Origin of the sequence: Enterovirga aerilata (assembly GCF_013044135.1) — a bacterium.
Taxonomy (GTDB): domain Bacteria; phylum Pseudomonadota; class Alphaproteobacteria; order Rhizobiales; family Beijerinckiaceae; genus Enterovirga; species Enterovirga aerilata.
The window spans coordinates 753197-774187 of sequence record NZ_JABEPP010000001.1 but is presented as its reverse complement, the minus strand read 5'-3'; the positions used below and the strand labels follow the sequence as shown (position 1 = coordinate 774187).

The window sequence follows — 20991 nt, the reverse complement described above, 5'->3', positions numbered from 1 at the left end:
CGCGCCCATCCGGCGCGTCACGAAGGATGGACCGCTTGCGCGTGCTTCGAGACGGATCCGCGCCTTCTCGGGATGACGATCGCTGGTGGCGCGGCAGCGCGTCGAAGCTTAGCCTGATCCCTCGATGACCATCCTGCTCCTGGCCCTTCGGCGGCTCGCCGCGAGCCTGCCGACGCTCTTCCTCATCCTCGCCGGCCTCTTCCTCCTGCTGCAGCTGGCGCCGGGCGATACCGTAGACGCGCTGATGGCGCAGATGGGCGGCGGCGATCCGGCAACGGCCGAGGAGCTCCGCCGCTATTACGGGCTGGACGTCTCGGCGCTGGTGCAGCTCGGACGCTACCTCCTGCGGCTCGTGCGGCTCGATCTGGGCATGTCGGCCATCTACGGCAAGCCCGTGGCGGACGTGATCGCGGAGCGGCTCCCGGTGACGCTCCTCCTCATGGGGACCTCGCTCGCGCTCGCATTCCTGGGCGGGATGACGCTCGGCGTCATCGCGGCCCGCACGGTAGGGCGCTGGCCCGACACGCTGCTTTCGACGCTGGGCCTCGTCTTCTACGCCACGCCCTCCTTCTGGTTCGGCCTGATGGGGATCGTGGTCTTCGCGATCACGCTCGGCTGGCTGCCCTCCGGCGGCTTCGAGGAGGTCGGCTCGGGTGCGACCGGCCTCGCCCGCGCACTCGACATCGCGCATCACCTCGTGCTTCCGACCGTGACGCTCGCCCTCATCTTCCTGGCCACCTACCTGCGTGTGATGCGGACCGCGATGCTGGAGGTGATGAATCTCGATTTCGTGCGCACGGCGCGGGCGAAGGGCCTGGGCCCGACCGCCGTCACGGTCCGGCACGCGCTGCGGAACGCGCTCCTGCCGATGGTGACGATCCTCGGCCTGCAGGCCGGCACGATGCTCGGCGGCTCGGTGGTGGTGGAGAGCGTCTTCGCCCTGCCCGGTCTTGGGCGCCTCGCCTACGAATCGGTGGTCCAGCGCGACCTGAACACGCTGCTCGGGATCGTCTTCGTGTCGGCGATCCTAGTGATCCTGATCAACTTCGCGGTCGACCTGCTCTATGCGTGGCTCGACCCGCGTATCGCGGCGGGCGGCTGAGCCATGCGGTTCCTCGCCCGCTTCCGTCGGAGCCCCGCCTCCCTCATCGGCGCCGCGCTCCTGCTCCTCGTCATCGCGGTCGCGATCGCGGCGCCTTTCGTCTTCCCGCGGGACCCGCTGAGCCTCGCGGGGCGGCCGCTGCAATGGCCGATGGTCAATCCGCGCTTCCCGCTCGGCACCGATCCGAGCGGCCGGGACATCGCCGCGCAGATCTTCCACGGCGCCCGTGTGGCGCTGCTCATCGGGCTCGTCGCCACCGTGATCTCGATCGGGATCGGCATCGCGGTCGGCGCGCTCGCGGGGTTCTACGGCGGCTGGGCCGATACCGCGCTGATGCGCGTCGCCGAGGCCTTTCAGACGCTGCCGAGCTTCCTCCTCCTCCTTGTCTTCGTGGCCGTCTTCGGCTCCGACATCGCGACCGTGACGGTCGCGATCGGCCTCGTCTCCTGGCCCGCCCCGGCGCGGCTGACGCGGGCGGAGTTCCTGTCGCTCAAGAACCGCGAATTCGTGCAGGCCTGCCGCGTGCTGGGCATGCGCGACGCCAAGATCATCGTGCGGGAGATGCTCCCGAACGCGCTGCCGCCCGTGATCGTCTATGCCAGCATCGTCATGGCGACCGCCATCCTCCTGGAGAGCGCGCTCGCCTTCCTGTCGCTCTCGGACCCGAACGTCGCCTCCTGGGGCAACCTGATCGGCGCGGGTCGCGGCGTCCTGCGCACGCAATGGTACGTCTCGGCGATCCCGGGCGTCGCGATCCTCGTCACGGTCCTCGCCGTATCGCTCGTCGGCCAGGGTCTCAACGACGCGCTCAACCCGCAGCTTCGCGAGGCCGGCGAGTGAGCCGGCCCCCCCGACACAAGGAGTCCAGATGTCGCTCGCCCTCGACCATCTCGTGATCGCGGTCGCCGATCTCGACAAGGCCCTCGCCGACTACACGGAGCTCGGCTTCACGGTGATCCGCGGCGGCGAACATGCGAACGGGATCACGCACAACGTGCTCGTCGTCCTGCAGGACGGGGCCTATCTTGAGCTGATCGCCTGGAAGCGCCCGGATCCCGGCAACCGCTGGTCCGACATCTTCCACGGGGTCGGCGAGGGCTTCGTCGATTATGCGCTGCTGCCGGACGACATCGCGGCCGTGGTCGCGCGGGCGCAGGCGCGGGGGCTCGACATCGCCTCACCCGAACCCGGCGGCCGCAACCGTCCGGACGGCGAGCGCCTGGACTGGCAGACCGCCCGCTCGCCGCGCCCCGACGTGCCCTTCCTGTGCGGGGATGTCACGCCCCGCCGCCTGCGCGTGCAGGAGGGCGAGATCCGCCGCCACCCGAACGGGGTCACGGGCGTGGCGAAGCTGACGGTCGCCGTGAAGGACCTGGAGCAGTCGCTGAAGCGCAACGCGGCGCTGCTCGGGACCGGAGAGGTCCCGATCCGCCAGGAGAGCGTCGGCGGCACGCCCGCCCAAACCGCCTCCTTCACGCTCGCGAACGGCACCATCGTCACCCTCGCGAGCCCGACGGCTTCCGAGGGGGCGCTTGCCGCCACCCTCGCGAGCCGCGGCGAGGGCCCCTTCGCGGCGGTCTTCGCGGCGGGCGGCGGCGCCCCGCGCGAACTCGACCCTGCGCTGACGCACGGCGCCCGGCTGACGATCGCCTGAGAGGCGCCATGCTTGAACTCCCCTGCTTCTACACCCTGTCCTCGCCCTGGGCCTATCTCGGCGGGCCGCGCCTGCAGGACATCGTGCGGCGGCAGCGGGTGAGGCTCGTGCTGAAGCCCTTCGACTTCCAGGAGATCGTGCCGAGGACAGGCGGCGTCCCCATCCGGACCCGGCCGCAGCCTCGGCGCGATTATCATCGCACCGAGCTGGCGCGCTGGCGCGACTATCTCGGCCTGCCGCTCAATCTGGAGCCGCGCCACTACCCGATGCGGAACCCGGCGCCGAACTGGAACAAGCACGCCGGCTGGATGGTGATCGCGGCCCAGCAGAGCGGCGCCGATGCCTTTCCGCTCTCGCACGCGATCCTGCGCGCGCTCTGGGCGGAGGAGCAGAACATCGCCGACCCCGCCACCCGCCGCCGCATCGCGGACGAGAACGGCTATGACGGCGCGGCGCTGCTTGCGGCTGAGCAGAGCGAGGCCGTGCAGGCGGAGTACAGGGCGAACAGCGAGGAGGCCGAGCGCCTCGGCGTCTTCGGCTCGCCCACGCTCGTCATCGACGGCGAGCTCTTCTGGGGCCAGGACCGCTACGGCTTCGCCGATCGAGCGCTGGCCTTCAGGCGACATCTTGACCGAGAGCTGCCGAAGCCGTGCTAGCCCGGGGCAGCCCCCTGGGTGCCGACATAGACGGCGTAGAGCGACTGGCTCGCGGCCATGAAGAGGCGGTTCCGCTTGGGCCCGCCGAAACACACGTTGCCGCAAACCTCCGGCAGCCGGATCCGCCCAATCAGCTTGCCGTCCGGATTCCAGACGGTGACGCCGCTATAGCCGAGGTTCCGGCCGGCATTGGACGAAGCCCAGACATTCCCCTCGACGTCGCAGCGCAGGCCGTCCGAATTGCAGTTCACGCCGTCGACGACGCAATCGGCGAAGCGGCGGCCATTCGACAGCCTGTTGTCCGGCCCGACCTCGAAGACATGGATGTCGCCCTTGCCGCCCGGCCCGCGGTCGCCCGGGCCCTTGCCGGTGGATGCCACATAGAGCCGCCGGTAGTCCGGCGAGAAGCAGAGCCCGTTCGGGTCCGGCACCTGCTCTTCGGTGATCACCACGTCGAGGCGGCCGGACGGGTCGAGCCGGTAGACATTGGTCGGCAGCTCGCGCCGCCAGCGGCCGACCTCCGGCGGCTGGCCGAGGCGCGGATTGATCCGTCCGGACGGGTTGGACGGGCCGCCCGCCTCGTCCGGCGCGCCCTCGTAGAGCTGGCCGCCATAGGGCGGATCGGTGAACCAGACCGACCCGTCCGGATGGGGCACCGCGTCGTTCGGCGAATTCAGCCGCTTGCCCTGGTAGCTGTCGGCGAGCACCGTCGCGGAGCCATCGAGCTCGTAGCGTACGACGCGCCGGTTCAGGTGCTCGCAGGAGATCTGCCGGCCCTGATAGTCGAAGGTGTTGCCGTTGGAGTTTCCGGAGGGCGTGCGGAAGACGGAGACGCGGCCGTCATCCTCGATCCAGCGCAGCTGCCGGTTGTTGGGGATGTCGCTCCAGACGAGATAGCGCCCCTGCGCGTTCCAGGCCGGCCCCTCGGCCCAGAGCGCGCCCGTCCAGATCCGCTGGATGGCGGCGTTCGGCTGGACGAGGTTGTCGAAGCTCGGATCGACGCTGAGGATGTCGGGATCCGAGAAATAGGTGGTCGGCGCCCCACGCGGGCTGAAATCGCGCGGCGGGTTGCTGACGACGGTCGGCGGTCCCTGCCGCTGCGACGGCGCCTGGCCGAACGCCGCGCCCGAGGCGGCGGCTGCGGCGCCGACGCCCAGAATGCTCGTGAATGCGCGGCGCGACAGGGCGCCGCCTTCCTCGCTCGACATGGCACGCCCTCCCGGCGGCGCTCTCGGGAGACAGGCGCCTCCGGGCGACGCTCGACCGGAGGCTAGGCGCGGCCGGCGCGAGCGGTCAAGCTACCCCAAGGGGTGCAGCACCTCACACGGCCATGTTGTCCAGGAGGCGGACGGGGCCGAGCCGGGCGGCGGCGAGAAGCCGGGCGGGCCGCCCAGGCGCGAGCACGTCGAGCGGCGTGAGCGACTCGGGCTCGGCGACAGCCAGATAGTCGATCGGCCCGAATCCGAGCCGCTCCAGCTCCGCCCTGCCCTCGGCTAGGACCTCCGCCACCGGGCGGACCCGCAGCTCGCCCGCGACGCGCGAGAGAACGACGTTCAGCTTGCGGGCGATCGCGAGCTGCTCCGGCGAGAGATAGGCGTTGCGCGAGGAGAGCGCGAGCCCGGCTTCGTCCCGCACCGTCGGGTGCGGCACGATCTCGACCGGCAGGTCGAGGTCGCGCGCCATGCGGGTGACGACCTGGAGCTGCTGCCAGTCCTTCTCGCCGAACATCGCGCAGTCCGGCGCGCATTGGATCAGGAGCTTCGCGACCACGGTGGCGACCCCGGCGAAGTGGCCCGGCCGGGCGGCGCCCTCGAACCCGCCGCTCGGCCCCGCCACCGTGACCTCCGTCGCGAAGCCTGGAGGGTACATGTCGTTCACGCCCGGCGCGAAGACGAGATCGGCAAGGCCCGCCAGCGCCGCCCGGTCCTTCTCCGCCACGCGCGGATAGGCGTCGAAATCCTCTGTCGGCGCGAACTGCTTCGGGTTGACGAAGATCGACACGACGGCCCGCTCCGCCCGCTCGCGCCCGGCGCGGACGAGCGCGAGATGCCCCTCGTGCAGCGCGCCCATCGTGGGGACGAGCGCGATCCGCTCGCCCGCCGCGCGCCAGGCGGCCACGCGCGCCCTGAGCTCGGCCACGGTCCGGACGGTATCGGGCGGCTGCATTTTCCCTACGCTCTCCTGGCGGCTGTTCCAGGCCGGGTTCTCCGAAGCTTGGCCGCGGAGGTCAACCTGTCATCGGCCCGACATGAGCCGGGTCCGGCATCAGGAAGCTTTCCGACGGCACCTTCCTCGTGCTGACGGATAACGGCGCGGGTGCCAAGGCGAATTCTCCGGACGCCATGCTCTACTGGCACCGTTACGCGATCGACTTCGCAACCGGCCAGGTCGACCGCAAGGAGACAGTCTTCCTGCGCGACCCGGACAGGAAGGTGCCGTTCCGCATCGCCAACGAGGCCACGACGACGCGCTACCTCACGGGCTCCGACTTCGACCCGGAGAGCATCCAGCCCGTCGGCGGCAAGATCTGGATCGGCGAGGAGTTCGGTCCGTTCCTCATCCGCGCCGACCGGACCGGCAAGGTCGAGGCGGTCTTCGAGACGGAGGTGGACGGCAAGGTGGTCCGCTCGCCCGACCACCCAGCCGTCACGACGCCGGCCGCGCCCGGCGGCGCGGTCACCTTCGAGGTGCGCCGCTCGAAAGGCTACGAGGGCATGGCGGCGTCGCCGGACGGCCGCTTCCTCTATCCGCTTCTGGAAGGTCCGCTCTGGAACGCCGAGGCGAAGGACTGGGAGAAGGAGGGCGGGAAGGAGTATCTGCGCATCCTCGAATTCGACACGCAGGCCGGAAGGTGGACGGGCCGGCACTGGAAATACGTGCTGGAGCAGAACGGCGCCGCGATCGGCGACTTCAACATGGTCGACGCGACAACGGCTCTCGTCATCGAGCGCGACAACGGCGAGGGCGTACCGGACAAGGCCTGCCCCGAGGGCCAGCGCCGCACGGACTGCTTCCACGACCTGCCGAAGCTGAAGCGCATCTACAAGATCGAGATGGGCGAGGCGCAGGTCGGCAAGCCGGTCCGCAAGATCGGCTATATCGACCTCCTGCGGATCGCCGATCCGGACAGGAAGGCCCGCAAGCCGCTCACCGACGGCGCACTCGCCTTCCCGTTCTTCACCATCGAGAACGTGGATGTGGTCGATGCGAGCCATATCGTCGTGGGCAACGACAACAACCTGCCGTTCTCGTCCAGCCGCGAACCCAACAAGGCCGACGACAACGAGTTCGTGCTGCTCTCCGTGCCCGAGTTGCTGAAGGCGCGATGATCTTGCCGGGCGCCGCTCCAGGCGCCCGTTCCGTCCAGGGCTCGGGCCGGCGGCCCGGGCCGCTTCCGGCACCCTCCGGCTTGTAATCGGCCCCGAACAGGCCTATGTCCCCTGTGTCGACTTTGGCCGGACGACTGGGCCGCTTCGCCTCTTTAGGCGCACGCTTCAGACTTTCTATCCAATATCGCGAAGCCGAAATCGCGGCGCGCCTGCGCTGCCTTGATTTCAATGTGCAGAAGAGACGAAAGGACACCCGTCATGACCACGGGAACCGTGAAATTCTATAACGAGACCAAGGGTTACGGCTTCATCGCGCCGGACGACGGCGGCAAGGACGTGTTCGTCCATGCGACCGCGCTCGAGCGCGCCGGGATCCGCGGCCTGGTCGAGGGCCAGAAGGTCGCCTTCGACACCGAGCAGGACCGCCGCTCCGGCAAGGTCGCGGTGGGCAACCTCCAGATCGCCTGATCACGCATCCGGGAGGGGCGCCGCCCCTCCCGCCTTCCTTGTCCGACGGAGGTTCGACGTGGCACGTTTCATCGGCAACGCGACCGGCCGCACCCTGGCCGAGACCGTCGAAAAGGCCGCCGGGCACCTGGCGGAGAAGGAAATGCCGAAGGCGACGTTGGTGCAGCGCGGAAAGCGCTTCTCACCGCGCCCTCCGGCCCGCAACGAGGCCGAGCCTGCCGCCCAGCGGACCGAGCCGGCCGCAGAAGACGCGCAGGACTGAGCCCGCGCTCCCCATTCGCGGCGACGCCGCCGAAGCCACCCCCAGCTTGCGCTGCCCGTCTCCGGCCCGGCGCTGAAAGCGAGATCCCTTGCAGGTCCTGGTTCGCGACAACAACGTCGATCAAGCCCTACGCGTCCTCAAGAAGAAGATGCAGCGCGAGGGGATCTTCCGCGAGCTGAAGAAACGGAAGGCTTTCGAGAAGCCCTCCGAGCGCAAGGCGCGCGAGCGCGGCGAGGCGATCCGGCGCGCGCGCAAGCTCGCCCGCAAGCAGATGCAGCGCGAAGGGCTCCTGCCGAAGCCGAAGCCCAGGAGCTTCGACGCGCGCCGCCGCCCGGCAGCCGCGCCGCTCCCGAGCACAATCCCCGCCACCGGCTCCTGAGCCTTCCCCCGGCCGATCATGGCGGAGACGTCCCTCGTCGTGGCGACCTACCTGGCCGGCCTTCCGGACTCGGCCTGGTCCGACCTGCATGATCTGGCCGGCGACGTGCTCGGCCGCTTCCCGGGCCTGTCCCGGGCCGAGCTCGAGCGCGGCATCGCGATCTCGCTCGAGATCGCCCGCGCCCGCACGGCCGAAACCAGGACGCCTCGGCAGGATGAGATTCTCCAGGCGCTCGCCGATTCGGGGGCTGCGGGCGCCGCCGCGCTGATCGGCGGCGGATGGGCGAGCCACGCGGCGCGCCCCGGCCTCGTCCCGCGCGAGGCGTGACCCTCTACCCCGTCCCGCGCACGCGGGCGAAGAACTGCTCGACGCCGCTCCGCAGATCGCCGGAGCCGACCGCCAGCCGGTCCGTCCACTGGACGATCGCCTCGACCGCGGCGAGATGGCGCGCAGTCGCCGCGTCCACCGCCCGCATCTCCTCGCTCGCCCGGGTCGTCGTTCCGGCCACGACCTTGATGCCGTCCGAGATCGAGCGGGTCGCGGCGGCCTGCTCCTCCACCGAGCCCGCGATCGCGGTCGCGGCCTGGGAGATGCCCGCGACCGCCTCCATCACCGCGCCGATCTGCGACAGGGAGCGCCGCGCCGCCGCGCGGATCGCCTCCGTCTGGCGGGCGATGTCCTCCGTGGCGCGCGCGGTCTCGTTCGCGAGCGCCTTCACCTCCTGCGCGACCACCGCGAAGCCCCGCCCCGCCTCGCCGGCGCGCGCGGCCTCGATGGTGGCGTTCAGCGCAAGTAGGTTTGTCTGCCCGGCGACCTTGGAAATGAGCTCCACGACCGATCCGATCTGGTCGGCCGCAAGCGCGAGCTCCTGAAGGCCGCCCATGGAGGTGCGGGCGTCGTCGGCCGCGTTGCGGGCCCGCCCGAGGCTCTCGCCGCTCTGCCTGCCGATCTCCCCGATGGCGAGCGCGAGCTGGTCGGTCGCGGTCGCGGCCGCCACCACGGTCTCCTGCGTCTCCGCGGCCGAGCGGGCGGCGCTGCTCATGCGGGACGAGGTCTCGTTGGCGACCGCGCGCATCTCGGCCGAGCTCGTGCGCAGCGCCTCCGCGGCGGCCGCCACTGAGCGCACGACCGTCCCGATCGCGGGCTCGAACTCGCCGATCGCGCGCTCCACCGCCTCGCGCCGCGATTCGGATGCCCTGAGCGCGGCGTCCTGCTGCAGCGACATGGTCATCGCGACGTCGAAATCGAGCGCCGCACCGACGACGCGCACGGCCCGGGCGAGGCGCGCGCCGCTGACGCGGTGCTGCCGGCGCAGGACTTCCAGCATGGCCTCGAACACGACGTTGCGGGCGAAGAGCCGCGTGCGGGCGGAAACCCCGAGGCGGTCGTGCTCGGCTGCCAAGCTCTGGCAGGAGCGCACATAGCCGGCATCGATCCGGCCCGAGAGGACGATCGCGAGATGGTCGAGCTCGAGCCGGCGGATCGCGGCGCCATGCGCCTCGAACAGCGCGCGGGTGGGCGGATTGCCGAGTTCCAGCGCGACGAAGTCGTCCAGCGCTCCCGGCAGGGCGGGCTCGAGCCGCGGCCAGAGCCGGCCGAGCGACCCGAATTCGGCCTCGCCGAGGCGGTAGAGCCGGAGCCGATGGCTGAAATTCGCCGGGAGCTCGCGGGAGGGTGCAAGGTCCATGGCGGCGGCTCGGTCCGGAATGGCGGGCGCAGGGAGGCCCCGGCCGGGTTTCGCACGAAGATGTTAATGCCCCGTGAGAGCCTCCCTTCGGCCGCGGCGTTGTGCTCCGGCGGGCGGCCTGCCACACCGGGCCATGCGGTTCCTCGGCATCGGCGACACCTGCGATCTCGGCGCGCTCTACGGCCGCCTCGCCGAGGACGGGCACGAGGTCCGGGTCTTCATCGGCGAGCCGCTCGCGCACGGCACCATGGCCGGGATCGTCGCCCGGACCGGCGACTGGCAGGCCGAGCTCGACTGGATCCGCGAGGCCGGTCCGGACGGGATCGTCCTGTTCGAGAACGTCGCCAAGGGCCGGGGCGCCGTCCAGGACGAGCTGCGGGGGCAGGGCTTCAACGTGATCGGCGGCTCCGGCTTCGGCGACAGGCTGGAGAAGGACCGCGCCTTCGCGCAGGCGGTGCTCGCCGGGATCGGGCTGCGGGTCGCAGGCGTGTGGGAGTTCGACGCGGCCGCCCCGGCCCTCGCCTTCCTGGCCGAGCGGCCCGCCCGCTACGTGCTCAAATTCTCCGGCGAGGGCTTCGGGGCATCCGACAACTATGTCGGGCGCCTCTCCGACGGGCGCGACGTCGCCGCGATGCTTCGGGCGCGCCTGCGCGGACGCGAGGACCCGGCCCGCTTCATCCTGATGGAGCATCTCGACGGCGTGGAGATGGGCGTGGGCGCCTATTTCGACGGGGAGCGCTTCCTCGAGCCCGCCTGCCTCGACTGGGAGCACAAGCGCTTCTTCCCCGGCGACATGGGCGAGCTGACGGGCGAGATGGGCACGGTCGTCACCTACGAGCGGACCGGGACCTTCTTCGCCCGGACGCTCGCCCGGATGGCGCCGCTGCTGCGCGAGAACCGCTATCTCGGCTATATCAACCTCAACACGATCGTGAACGAGCGGGGCATCTGGCCGCTCGAATTCACCTGCCGCTTCGGCTACCCCGGCTTCGCGATCCTCGATCCGCTCCAGGAGACCGCGTGGGCCGAGCTGTTCCGCACCATGACGTCCCGCTCGGGCGCGCGCCTCCGGACCCGGCCGGGCTTCGCGGTGGGCGTGGTGCTGACGACGCCGCCCTTCCCCTATACGCGCCGGGAGATCCCCGATGCCCCGGTCGGCCTGCCCGTGCTGTTCGAGGGCGAACTCGGCGCCGCCGATCGCGCCAATTTCCACCACGGCGAGGTCGGGCTCGACGGAGCGGGCGCGCTCGTGACGAGCGGCATCTACGGCTGGACGGCCGTCGTGACCGGCACCGGAGCGACGATCGCGGCCGCCCGGGACGAGGCCTATGCGCTCGCGGACCGGGTGCTGGTGCCGGATCTGCGCTACCGCCGCGACATCGGCGAGAGGCTGCAAGCGCGCGAGCTCGCGCGCGTGGAAGGGCTGGGGCTGCTCGACCCGCCTGCCTCGTAAATGAGCAGAATCGCGCGGAACCCGGGCCGCTTCGCCCGCTTATCGGCCCGCGCGCTCCTGCCACCTCCTGAGACGCTCCGACAGGCGCCGCTCCGCAACCTCCCCGGCGCGCATGCGCGTCGCCTCACCGGAACAGGCCAGGATGAACGCCCCTTTCGAGCTCCTGCCGATCCGGTCCGGCCACCGGCTGCCGCTCCGCATCCTGCAGATGGGGCGGCGCGGCCGCGGCGTCGTGGCCGAGGCAGACATCCCGGCCGGGGCGCTGATCGAGCGTTCGCCGGTGCTCGTCATCCCGGCTTCTGACCGCGCCGCGGTCGACCCTACGATCGTCTTCACCTACGTGTTCATGTGGGAGCACGGGACGGTAGAGGAGGACCTCTACCGGCACGAGGGCCGCTCGGCCATCGCGCTCGGCTATACGAGCCTCCTCAACCATTCCTACGCGCCGAACTGCGACTTCGTCCGGCACATCGACGAGCTTGCGATCGACCTCGTCGCCCGCCGCGACATCCAGGCCGGAGAGGAGCTGACGATCGACTACCAGATGACGCTCTGGTTCACGCCGGAATAGCGGGCGCGCTCAGTCGCGGTCCCGGAAGGCGTCGCGGTCCCGATCGCGGTCCCAGTCGCGGCGGCGCTCGGACGAGACGCTCCGCGCCCTCTCCATCAGCTGGATCGCGATATCGGCGCAGGCGCGCGTGGTCTCGCCGTCGGCGCAGCGGATCGACACCTCGACGCCGCCCGGGCCATCGATCTTGATATGGGCGCCGCGGCCGGGTCGTCCCGTCTCGCGCATCTGGGCGGGAGCGGTCTGGCTCTCGGCCGTGCTCGCAGGGGGCGAGGATGGCGAGGCGGCCGCGGGCGGCGTCGCCTGCGCCCATGCGGAGCCGGCGATCAGGGTGACGGCCGCGGCGAGCGCGGCAGCAAGGGACTTCATCGGGCGCATCCTCCTCTGGACTGGACGTGTCCCGGTTCAATCCCGCGCAAGCGGATCGCGTTCCCCGGCCGGGGCGACCTGTCAGCGCATGCCGACGCGCTTGTCTCGGCGTCGGTCGACAGAAGACGGGATCCGCAGCGACTCGCGGTACTTCGCGACGGTGCGGCGGGCGATGTCGACGCCCTCCGTCTTCAGCTTCCTCACGAGCGCGTCGTCGGACAGGATGTCGTCCGGACTCTCGCCCTCCACGAGTTGACGGATTCGGTGGCGCACGGCTTCGGAGGAATGCGCCTCCGCGCCCGAGGCGCTCGGGATGGAAGCGGTAAAGAAGTACTTCATCTCGAAGGTGCCGCGCGCGGTCCCGATCGCCTTGTTGGAGGTGACGCGCGACACCGTCGACTCGTGCATGCCGATCGCATCGGCGACCGTCTTGAGGTTCAGCGGCCTGAGGAAGGCGACCCCGTGGGCGAAGAACCCGTCCTGCTGTCGGACGATCTCGGTCGCCACCTTGAGAATGGTCTTCGAGCGCTGCTCGAGCGAGCGCGTCAGCCAGTTCGCGCTCTGCAGGCACTCGCTGATGAAGCTCTTCTCCGCCTCGCCCTTGGCCTGGCGCGAGACCTTCGCGTGATAGGCCTGGTTCACCAGCACCTTCGGCAGGGTGTCGGGATTGAGCTCGACAATCCAGCTCCCGTCCGGGGCGGCCCGGACGAAGACGTCGGGCACGAGCGTCTGCACCGGCCCGCCCCCGAAGGCGCGTCCGGGCTTCGGATCGAGCTGGCGGATCTCGGCCAGCATCTCGGCCAGGTCCTCCTCATCGACCCCGCAGATCCGCCTGAGCGTGGCCGTGTCGCGCCTCGCCACGAGGTCGAGCCGGCCGACCAGCGCCTGCATGGCGGGATCGAAGCGGTCGCGCTCGCGGAGCTGGATGGCCAGGCATTCGGCGAGATTGCGTGCGGCGACCCCGGAGGGGGAGAAGCCCTGGACGAGGGCCAGGACGCGCTCCACTTCGGCCGGCTCGACGCCGAGCTGGGCGGCGAGCGCCTCACAGCTCTCGCCGAGATAGCCGGCCTCGTCCACGGCATCGATGATGTGGCGGCCGACGAAGCGGTCCACGGGGCTGGCGGTCGCGAGGTCGAGCTGCCCCGACAGATGCTCGTGCAGCGAAGGCTCGGCGGTCAGCCTGGCGGCGAAGTCCGTCTCCTCGCCGTCGAAGGACCCGCCCGAACTCTGCCAGGCGGGCGTCGACAGCGTGAAGGCCTCCACCTGCGGCTCGGACGCGGCGGGCCCGGCGGGTTCGTCGAAGACGTTGTCGAGCGGCGGCGCGCCGTCGCCGTCGATCTCGCCGCGGGCAAGGTCGATGTCGCCGGCCCGGATCAGCTCCGCCGCCGGATGGTCGGGCTCGAGCCCGGCCGGTGCGCCGTCGCTCTCGCGCTCGCCCGCCTCCAGCAGCGGGTTGCGCTCCAGCTCGGCTTCCACGTAGCTGACGAGATCGAGATGCGAGAGCTGCAGCAGCTTGATCGCCTGCAGAAGCTGAGGCGTCATGACCAGGGACTGGCCCTGGCGCATTTCCAGTCGCTGCAACAACGCCATACGGAGCCCCGCGCGCCACGTCAGGCACGGTTTTTGCTTGTCCTTCCGGTCTACTTCAGGCGAAGGCCGAGGTCAAAGGGCAAGCACGCCCTCCGCGGCGCCCGGCCGCGGCCGATCTTGCCGGCGACCATCCCGTCAACTAGCGCTGCGTTGCCCGTCCGGAGGAACGCACGCGATGCATGAACACATCCTTGTCGAGCGCGCCGAGCGCGTCGGCCGGATCACGCTGAACCGCCCGAAGGCGCTGAACGCGCTGAACTCCGCGCTCATCGCCGAGCTCGTCAAGGCGCTGACGGAATTCGACGGCGATCCCGACATCGGCTGCACGGTGATCACCGGCTCCGACCGTGCCTTCGCGGCGGGTGCGGATATCGCCGAGATGTCCGGCCTCACCTATCCGGGCACCTACCTGGACGATCTGTTCCGCCTCGCCGACCGCATCGCGGAGCGGCGCAAGCCCATCGTCGCGGCGGTCGCGGGCTTCGCGCTCGGCGGCGGCTGCGAACTCGCCATGATGTGCGACATCATCATCGCGGCCGATACGGCGAAGTTCGGCCAGCCCGAGATCAAGCTCGGCGTCATGCCCGGGATCGGCGGAACGCAGCGCCTCACCCGGCTCGTCGGGCGCACCAAGGCCATGGACCTCTGCCTCACCGGCCGGATGATGGATGCCGCCGAGGCCGAGCGCTCCGGCCTCGTCTCGCGCGTCGTGCCCGCCGCCAAGCTCCTCGACGAGGCCATGGAGGTCGCCCGAACGATCGCGTCCATGTCCATTCCGGTCGTCATGATGACCAAGGAGGCGGTGAACCGCGCCGACGAGACGAGCCTCGCCGAGGGCATCCGCTTCGAGCGCCGGGTCTTTCACGCTCTGTTCGCGACCGCCGACCAGAAGGAGGGCATGGCCGCCTTCCTCGAGAAGCGCCCGCCCGCCTTCAAGCACGGATGATCCCGATGAGCGCAGCCCTGACCGAGCCCGCGCCGGGACCGGCGCTCCCGACCTTCGCCAACGTGGAAGCGGCGGCGCGGCGCATCGCCGGCGTCGCCCATCGCACCCCCGTCATCACCTCCCGCACGGCGGATGCGCTGAGCGGCGCCAGCCTGTTCTTCAAGTGCGAGAACCTGCAGCGCTCTGGCGCCTTCAAGTTCCGAGGCGCCTACAACGCCATCGCCGCCCTCCCGGCCGACGGGAAGGCGCGTGGCGTCGTCGCCTTCTCGTCCGGCAACCACGCCCAGGCCATCGCATATGCCGGAAACCTGCTCGGCGTGAAGACGGTCATCGTCATGCCGGCGGACGCGCCCGCCCTGAAGATGGAGGCGACGAAGGGCTATGGCGGCGAGGTCGTCCTGTACGACCGCTACCGGGACGACCGCGAGGCGATCGGGCGCCGGCTTGCGGCCGATCGCGGCCTGGCCGTGATCCCGCCTTACGATCATTCGGACGTCATCGCCGGCCAGGGCACGGCGGCCCTGGAACTGATCGAGGAGACTGGCCCGCTCGACGCGCTGTTCGTCTGCCTCGGCGGCGGCGGGCTCCTGGCGGGCTCGGCCCTGTCCGCCGCCGCGCGCTCGCCCGGCTGCCGGGTCTACGGGGTCGAGCCGGAGGCCGGGAACGACGGCCAGCGCTCCTTCCGCGAGGGGAAGATCGTCACGATCCCGGTCCCGGTCTCGATCGCGGACGGCGCGCTGACGACGCATCTCGGGGAGCGTACCTTCCCGATCATCCGCCGGGACGTGATGGACATCCTGACCGTCTCCGACGCCATGCTGGTGGAGACGATGCGCTTCCTTCTGGAGCGGCTGAAGATCGTGGTGGAGCCGACCGGCTGCCTCGCGGCGGCCGCGGCGCTGAATGGCCTCGTCCCGATCGCGGGCAAGCGCGTCGGGGTGATCCTGTCGGGCGGCAACGTAGATTCGCGGGTGCTCGCGCGGCTGCTGGGGTGACCGAGGAGGCCGATTTAGACTTCCCGACAAGGTACTCCGAGTTCGACCGCCGTTTCTCGCATCTGCAGATCATTAGGTGGCGAGTTGCACATCCCGCTCTGTTCTCCGCAAGTACATCAGCGAGGCGAGATGCAGACCGTCGAGGGTGCGTATGGGACGGGGGAAAGGCTCACGCGCTCGCGCGAGGACGTCCGGAGCTAGGTCCAGCAGGTACATCGATCGCACGAGCGAGACCGCCGCATCGAATGCCGCGCCTCCCAATCTGCGCGCGTGCAGGCGGTTTAGCACCTCGTACTTGATCAATCGGCTGGACACCAGGCGCTCGGTCCAGATAGCTCCGTCTGGCCGCCTCGCTTCGGCAAAGAGGTGGGCCAGCAGGACGGAGCTATCCAGGTAGATCACCTGTCCTCCCGGTCCCGTGCGATCTCCTCCATGAGGTCCTCGAACGACATGCAGGGGAAGGATGGTGGCACTCCGATGCGAGGCTCTGAAGGCGGTGTTATCCAGCCCTCCCGAACGCCGCGCGCGAGCACGTCCTCCTCGGTCCGCGGCTCCCCCACGTTTAGAGGCGGCACGAGCCTCGCCACGGGGCGGTCGTCCTCGGTTACGATGATCGTCTCACCGGCCTCGGCACGATGCACGTACTCACCGAGCTCGGCTCTCAGCTGATCGAGGCGGACGGTGTGCATTGCTGGATGATGCTCCGCGAGATAGCTATGTCAATGCAAAGCAGCCTGACCGCCGCCTTCCGTCCTTGACGCTCCCGGACTCCTTCCGTATATGGCCGGCCTTCACATCGAGATTGTGTCGATCCAGGCGCCGGGCCGTTCGGCTCGCGCGGGCTCGGCTTGAGACCTATAGGATCAGTCCCATGTCCCGTCGCTGCGAACTGACCGGCAAGGCCGTGCTCGTGGGCAACCTCGTCAGCCATTCGAACCGCAAGACGAAGACGCGCTTCCTGCCGAACCTTGTCAACGTGACGCTGATCTCGGACAAGCTCGGCCGCTCGGTCCGCCTGCGCATCACGGCGCACGCCCTGCGCTCGGTCGAGCATCGCGGCGGGCTCGATTCCTTCCTGGCCAAGGCCTCCGACGACGAGCTGTCGCTCCGCGCCCGCCGCCTGAAGCGCGAGATCGCCGAGAAGAGCGCCGCGGCGGCCTGAGGCCTTTCGCCGTTCAGGCGCAGCTCGGAGCGACGGCCACGCCCGCCGCGCTAGAGACCCTTCCCAAGCTTCCCGCCGACGGGATCGGCTTCTCGGTCCCGCCCGCGCGCGATTTCACGGCGCTGCGGGCCGGCTTCCGCTGGCAGATCCCGGCCCGCTACAACATGGGCGTGGACGTCGCCGACCGCTGGGCGGCCGCCGATCCCGACCGTCCGGCCGTCATCGAGGTCCGACCGGACGGCACGACCGACATCCTGACCTTCGGCCGGCTCCGCGAGCGCTCGAACCGCCTCGCCGCCGCGCTGCGCGCCCGCGGCATCGGTCCCGGCGACCGCGTCGCCGTGCTGCTGCAGCAGGGCGTGGCGGTGCCGATCGCGCATGTGGCGATCTACAAGCTCGGCGCCGTCGCGCTTCCCCTCGCCTCCCTGTTCGGCGCGGACGCCCTCGCCTACCGGCTCACTGACGCCGGCGCGAAGGCGCTGATCACCGGGACGGCCGGCGCCGCGAAGGTCGCCACGATCCGCGATCAGCTGCCCGGGCTCGAGACCACGCTGTCGATCCACGGCCCGGACGGCGCGATCGAAGGGTTCTGGGAGGCCATCGAGGCCGCATCGCCCGAGTTCACGCCGCGCGACACCGCGGCGGAGGATCCGGCGCTCATGATCTACACCTCGGGTACGACCGGACCGCCCAAAGGCGCGCTGCACGCCCACCGCGTGCTGCTCGGCCACCTGCCCGGCATGATCTTCCCGCATGGGCTGTTCCCCCAGCCTGGCGACCGCTTCTGGACGCCGGCGGACTGGGCCTGGGCCGGCGGGCTCCTCGACTGCCTCCTGCCCAGCCTGCGCTACGGCGTGCCGGTCGTGGCGCGGAAGTTCGACAAGTTCGACCCGGAGGCCGCCTTCCGGCTCCTGGCGGATCACGGCATCCGCAACGCCTTCATCCCGCCGACGGCGCTCCGCATGCTGCGCGCCGTGCCGCGCCCGCGCGAGCGCTTCGGCGTCCAGATGCGGACGGTCATGTCGGCCGGGGAGGCGCTCGGGGTCGAGACGGCCGCCTGGGGCCGCGAGACGCTCGGCATCCCGATCGACGAGGCCTATGGCCAGACCGAATGCAACCTCGTCGTGGGCACCTGCTCTGCGCTCGGCGTGGGCAAGCCGGGAGCCACGGGCAAACCGCTCCCGGGCCACGACGTCGCCGTGATCCGTCCGGACGGCAATCGTTGCGAGCCGGGCGAACTCGGGCAGATTGCCGTGCGCCGGCCGAACCCGGTGATGTTCCTGCGCTACTGGAACAACGACGAGGCGACCGAGAGGAAGTTCGTCGGCGACTGGATGACGACGGGCGACCAGGCGACGGTCGACGCCGACGGCTACATCTCCTTCGTCGGACGCGACGACGACGTCATCACCTCGGCCGGCTATCGGATCGGGCCGGGCGAGATCGAGGATTGCCTGCTGCGCCACCCCGCCGTCGCGCTCGCCGCCGCCGTGGGCAAACCCGATGAACTCCGCACCGAGATCGTAAAAGTCTTCGTCGTGCCCAAGCCCGGCTACGAGCCCTCCGACGCGCTCGCCGCCGACATCCAGGGCTTCGTGCGCGAAAAGCTCTCGGCGCACGAATATCCGCGCGAGATCGCCTTCCGGCCCGACCTGCCGATGACCACGACGGGCAAGATCATCCGCCGCATCCTGCGGGCGGAGGCCTGAGCCTCGCCCGGCGGCTCCGGGTCGCGCTGCTCCGCCGTCATCTTCCTGTTTACTTGCCGGGTTTCTGACGAGAGACTTCGGAGATTGCGTTCGACCCGCTCCACGAAGATGAGCGGCCGAGCCCGGCAAGGGAGCGCGGCATGGTCCAATACTCCAGCATCAAATCCTGGACTGACGCGCCTGCGCGTGACCGGACGATCGACCGTCTGCTCGCGCTGCGGGCCGGGCTCGACGCCCATGTCACGGCGAAAACGAAGCAGAGCTCCTTCCACCTCGCGACCTGGAACATTCGCGACCTCGGCTCCAACAAGTTCAACCCCTCGCCGCGAACACCGGAAGCTTTCCTCTATATCGCCGAGATCATCTCGGCCTTCGACCTTGTGGCCATCCAGGAGGTCAACCGCAACCTGACGGATTTCGAGACGGTCATGCGGCTCCTTGGTCCGCACTGGACGTACATCCTGACGGATCAGAGCGGGAACAACGAGCGCCTCGCCTTCGTGTACGACACGCGCAAGATCCTTTTCCGGCACATTGCTGGCGAGATCGTGCTGCCCGACGACCGCGGGAAGAAGCCGGACCAGTTCAACCGTACGCCGTTCCTCGTCGCCTTCCAGGCGGGCTGGTTCAAGTTCAACCTTTGCACGGTTCACATCTACTACGGCACGGCGACGGACACGGCGCGCCGCCAGCAGGAGATCAAGGAGGTCGCCGAGTTCTTCGCCAAGCGGCAGAAGGCAGATGGCGAGACCTATATCCTGCTCGGGGACTTCAACATCCTCAGCCCGGATGATCCGTTGATGGGTGCGCTCCTCGGCGGCGGCTTCACGGTGCCGGCGGAGCTGCGGAAGCCGACCGGGCTGGCGAGCGCAAACTTCTACGACCAAATCGCCATGCGAACCCAGCAGAAGCTTGCCGAGATCGCGGCGGCAGGCAGCTTTCCGTGGAACGAGTACGTGTTCCGCGATGACGATCCCGATTACACGGCCTATCGGCCCCTGATGCCGACGACGACCAAGGGCGGAAAGCCGGCCAAGACCGACAAGGCCGCCTACCGGAAGTGGCGGACGTGGCAGATGTCCGACCACCTCCCGCTCTGGACCGAGATCAAGGTCGATTTCACGGAGGCCTATCTCGACAGCTTGCGGGCTGGGAAGGCGCCGCTCGCGACGTTCGCGCCCACCTCCGGGCCCAGACCGGCTGCGCGCCGGATCGCGCCCGGGTAGGATCGAGAAAGCCACTTCGGGCGTTTCAAGGGTGACGAACGATCCGAGGAGGCACCCTTGCGTCTCGCAGTCACGCTCGCCCTCGCCATCGGCGCAGCCGCGATCTCCGGCGCCGCGCAGGCCCAGAAGGGCGACAACAGGTTCGACGGGCAATGGAGCGTCGAGGTCATCACCCGGCAGGGCAATTGCGACCGCGCCTACCGCTACCCGATCGTGGTCCAGAACGGCGCGATCCGCTACGGCGGGACGGAGGCCTTCAGCGCCTCGGGCAGCGTCAGCCAGAGCGGCGCCGTGAAGGGCACGATCTCGCGCGGCGAGCAGCGCGCGCAGGTGACCGGACGGGTCTCGGGCGCTTCGGGCAGCGGCACCTGGCAGACCACGACCGGCTGCTCCGGCGTGTGGAACGCCGAGAAGCGCGGCTGATCCTAGCTGGCGCGGGCCCGCGGATGGGCGGAATCATAGGCCGCCATCAGCCGCGCCGCATCGACCTGGGTATAGATCTGCGTCGTCGAGAGCGAGGCATGGCCGAGCAGCTCCTGGATGGCCCTGAGCTCGCCGCCGCGTGAGAGCAGGTGCGTGGCGAAGGAATGGCGCAGCGCATGCGGCGTCGCCCTCGCGTCGAGGCCGAGCGCGCCGCGCATGCCCTCCACGGCGTATTGGATGACCCGCGGCGAGAGCGGCCCGCCCTTCTGGCCGACGAAGAGCGGCCCCTTCGCGGGCAGGCGATAGGGGCAAAGCGCCAGGTATTCCTCGATCGCCTTGCGGACGGGCGCGATGACCGGAACGGTCCGCATCTTGCCGCCCTTGCCCGTCACGGTCACCGAATCGACCTGCCCGACCGGCGCATCCTCGCGCGCGATGCCGAGCGCCTCCGCGATGCGCAGCCCCGAACCGTAGAGCAGCGCGATCACGGCGGCGTCGCGAACCAGGATCCAGGGCTCGCGCGGCTCGCCGGCCCGCGTCCCGGCATCCGCCATGGCGAGCGCGGCCGCCGGCGCGACGGGCTTCGGCAGGCCCTTCGCCACCTTGGGGCCGCGGATCGCCGCGAAGGCGGAAGCGGTGCCGTGCCCCTCGCGCTCCAGGTGGCGGCCGAAGGAGCGGAGCGCGGCGAGCTGGCGCATGAGCGACCGGCTCTCGATCCCGGCACGCCGGCGATGCGCCAGGAAGGCGCGGATGTCAGCCGGCTTGAGGCCCGTGACGATCTTGGGCGAGGGCCGCTCTCCCAGATGCTCGACCAGGAAGATCAGGAACTGGCGCAGGTCGCGCGCATAGGCGTCCACGGTTTTCGGCGAGAGCCGGCGCTCCGCGCCGAGCGCCGACAGCCAGGATGCGACCGTGCGGTGGAGATCCCGCGTGCCGGGCAGCAACATCTGCGCTGCTTCAGCCTCGGAAGGCTGGCGCCTGATCCCTCCCCTGCAGGGGAGGGTGTCGGCCGC

General features: G+C 70.3%; 24 protein-coding genes and 1 pseudogene. 17 read left to right on the top strand and 8 right to left on the bottom strand.

The features are described from left to right. The first annotated feature begins 124 nt into the window (after positions 1-124). Genes HJG44_RS03855 through HJG44_RS03840 form a run of 4 tightly spaced genes read left to right on the top strand, consistent with a single transcriptional unit; the run spans position 125 to position 3412 of the window. Positions 125-1102, top strand: a complete 978-nt coding sequence (locus HJG44_RS03855) for an ABC transporter permease (protein ID WP_171216984.1) — start codon at positions 125-127, stop codon at positions 1100-1102. Between the two features lie 3 nt (positions 1103-1105). Next, positions 1106-1942 carry an ABC transporter permease gene (locus HJG44_RS03850; RefSeq protein WP_171216983.1) on the top strand — a complete coding sequence of 279 codons (837 nt, stop codon included), beginning with the start codon at positions 1106-1108 and terminating at the stop codon, positions 1940-1942. 28 nt (positions 1943-1970) lie between these two features. Continuing rightward, positions 1971-2756, top strand: coding sequence for a VOC family protein (locus HJG44_RS03845; RefSeq protein ID WP_171216982.1), 786 nt, complete (start codon positions 1971-1973; stop codon positions 2754-2756). 8 nt (positions 2757-2764) lie between these two features. Beyond that, the gene (locus HJG44_RS03840; protein ID WP_171216981.1) at positions 2765-3412 is read left to right on the top strand and encodes a 2-hydroxychromene-2-carboxylate isomerase; all 648 of its coding nucleotides are present in this window, start codon (positions 2765-2767) and stop codon (positions 3410-3412) included. Here HJG44_RS03840 and HJG44_RS03835 read toward each other — a convergent pair. After that, positions 3409-4620: an SMP-30/gluconolactonase/LRE family protein gene (locus HJG44_RS03835; protein WP_171216980.1), complete on the bottom strand. Its 1212-nt coding sequence runs from the start codon at positions 4618-4620 to the stop codon at positions 3409-3411. The two genes, HJG44_RS03840 and HJG44_RS03835, sit on opposite strands and share 4 nt — an antisense overlap. Before the next feature lie 112 nt (positions 4621-4732). Further along, positions 4733-5578 (bottom strand): pantoate--beta-alanine ligase, encoded by an 846-nt coding sequence (panC, locus tag HJG44_RS03830; protein WP_171216979.1) that lies wholly within the window; start codon positions 5576-5578, stop codon positions 4733-4735. A gap of 92 nt (positions 5579-5670) precedes the next feature. Between panC and HJG44_RS03825 the strand changes: the two are divergent. From HJG44_RS03825 to HJG44_RS03805, 5 genes and pseudogenes are all read left to right on the top strand, one after another. Further along, positions 5671-6741 (top strand): annotated as a pseudogene (locus HJG44_RS03825) (esterase-like activity of phytase family protein); the annotation flags it as partial. Positions 6742-6999: 258 nt separating this feature from the next. Further along, entirely contained in the window at positions 7000-7209 is a 210-nt protein-coding gene (locus HJG44_RS03820) for a cold-shock protein (protein WP_171216978.1), read from the top strand. A gap of 58 nt (positions 7210-7267) precedes the next feature. After that, positions 7268-7471, top strand: coding sequence for a hypothetical protein (locus HJG44_RS03815; RefSeq protein ID WP_171216977.1), 204 nt, complete (start codon positions 7268-7270; stop codon positions 7469-7471). Between the two features lie 88 nt (positions 7472-7559). Then, entirely contained in the window at positions 7560-7850 is a 291-nt protein-coding gene (rpsU, locus tag HJG44_RS03810) for a 30S ribosomal protein S21 (RefSeq protein ID WP_171216976.1), read from the top strand. An 18-nt stretch (positions 7851-7868) separates the two neighbouring features. Continuing rightward, a complete protein-coding gene (locus HJG44_RS03805) occupies positions 7869-8177 on the top strand; it encodes a hypothetical protein (protein ID WP_171216975.1) in 309 nt (102 codons plus the stop codon). Between the two features lie 4 nt (positions 8178-8181). Here the strand turns inward: HJG44_RS03805 and HJG44_RS03800 are convergent, their stop codons facing one another. Next, the gene (locus tag HJG44_RS03800) at positions 8182-9537 is read right to left on the bottom strand and encodes a globin-coupled sensor protein (protein ID WP_171216974.1); all 1356 of its coding nucleotides are present in this window, start codon (positions 9535-9537) and stop codon (positions 8182-8184) included. A 133-nt stretch (positions 9538-9670) separates the two neighbouring features. On the opposite strand from HJG44_RS03800, the gene HJG44_RS03795 reads away from it, so the two are divergent. Both HJG44_RS03795 and HJG44_RS03790 read left to right on the top strand, forming a co-directional pair. Next, the gene (locus HJG44_RS03795; RefSeq protein WP_171216973.1) at positions 9671-10990 is read left to right on the top strand and encodes a phosphoribosylamine--glycine ligase; all 1320 of its coding nucleotides are present in this window, start codon (positions 9671-9673) and stop codon (positions 10988-10990) included. Positions 10991-11132: 142 nt separating this feature from the next. Continuing rightward, on the top strand, positions 11133-11561 hold the full coding sequence (locus tag HJG44_RS03790; RefSeq protein ID WP_171216972.1) for an SET domain-containing protein-lysine N-methyltransferase: 429 nt from the start codon (positions 11133-11135) through the stop codon (positions 11559-11561). Positions 11562-11570: 9 nt separating this feature from the next. On the opposite strand, the gene HJG44_RS03785 is transcribed toward HJG44_RS03790, so the two are convergent. Then, a complete protein-coding gene (locus HJG44_RS03785; RefSeq protein ID WP_171216971.1) occupies positions 11571-11927 on the bottom strand; it encodes a hypothetical protein in 357 nt (118 codons plus the stop codon). A gap of 81 nt (positions 11928-12008) precedes the next feature. Further along, on the bottom strand, positions 12009-13517 hold the full coding sequence (gene rpoN / locus HJG44_RS03780; protein ID WP_171216970.1) for an RNA polymerase factor sigma-54: 1509 nt from the start codon (positions 13515-13517) through the stop codon (positions 12009-12011). 175 nt (positions 13518-13692) lie between these two features. On the opposite strand from rpoN, the gene HJG44_RS03775 reads away from it, so the two are divergent. Further along, the gene (locus HJG44_RS03775) at positions 13693-14463 is read left to right on the top strand and encodes an enoyl-CoA hydratase (RefSeq protein ID WP_171216969.1); all 771 of its coding nucleotides are present in this window, start codon (positions 13693-13695) and stop codon (positions 14461-14463) included. Beyond that, positions 14460-15458, top strand: coding sequence for a threo-3-hydroxy-L-aspartate ammonia-lyase (locus tag HJG44_RS03770; RefSeq protein WP_430395028.1), 999 nt, complete (start codon positions 14460-14462; stop codon positions 15456-15458). The genes HJG44_RS03775 and HJG44_RS03770 overlap by 4 nt, the downstream gene beginning before the upstream one ends. Before the next feature lie 72 nt (positions 15459-15530). Here HJG44_RS03770 and HJG44_RS03765 read toward each other — a convergent pair whose 3' ends face one another. Both HJG44_RS03765 and HJG44_RS03760 read right to left on the bottom strand, forming a co-directional pair. Beyond that, positions 15531-15860 carry a PIN domain-containing protein gene (locus HJG44_RS03765; RefSeq protein ID WP_171216967.1) on the bottom strand — a complete coding sequence of 110 codons (330 nt, stop codon included), beginning with the start codon at positions 15858-15860 and terminating at the stop codon, positions 15531-15533. Then, positions 15857-16147 (bottom strand): type II toxin-antitoxin system Phd/YefM family antitoxin, encoded by a 291-nt coding sequence (locus HJG44_RS03760; protein WP_171216966.1) that lies wholly within the window; start codon positions 16145-16147, stop codon positions 15857-15859. The genes HJG44_RS03765 and HJG44_RS03760 overlap by 4 nt, the downstream gene beginning before the upstream one ends. Positions 16148-16329: 182 nt before the next feature. Between HJG44_RS03760 and rpmB the strand changes: the two genes are divergently transcribed. The 4 genes from rpmB to HJG44_RS03740 all read left to right on the top strand — a co-directional run bounded on the left by rpmB (position 16330) and on the right by HJG44_RS03740 (position 19978). Continuing rightward, entirely contained in the window at positions 16330-16620 is a 291-nt protein-coding gene (gene rpmB, locus HJG44_RS03755; RefSeq protein WP_171216965.1) for a 50S ribosomal protein L28, read from the top strand. Between the two features lie 164 nt (positions 16621-16784). After that, positions 16785-18329 (top strand): acyl-CoA synthetase, encoded by a 1545-nt coding sequence (locus HJG44_RS03750; protein WP_171216964.1) that lies wholly within the window; start codon positions 16785-16787, stop codon positions 18327-18329. 140 nt (positions 18330-18469) lie between these two features. Next, positions 18470-19555, top strand: coding sequence for an endonuclease/exonuclease/phosphatase family protein (locus HJG44_RS03745; protein ID WP_174873161.1), 1086 nt, complete (start codon positions 18470-18472; stop codon positions 19553-19555). 57 nt (positions 19556-19612) lie between these two features. After that, complete coding sequence (locus HJG44_RS03740; protein WP_171216963.1) at positions 19613-19978, top strand: hypothetical protein; 366 nt, start codon at positions 19613-19615, stop codon at positions 19976-19978. Between the two features lie 2 nt (positions 19979-19980). On the opposite strand, the gene HJG44_RS03735 is transcribed toward HJG44_RS03740, so the two are convergent. After that, the gene (locus HJG44_RS03735) at positions 19981-20925 is read right to left on the bottom strand and encodes a tyrosine recombinase XerC (protein ID WP_171216962.1); all 945 of its coding nucleotides are present in this window, start codon (positions 20923-20925) and stop codon (positions 19981-19983) included. Positions 20926-20991 lie beyond the last annotated feature (66 nt).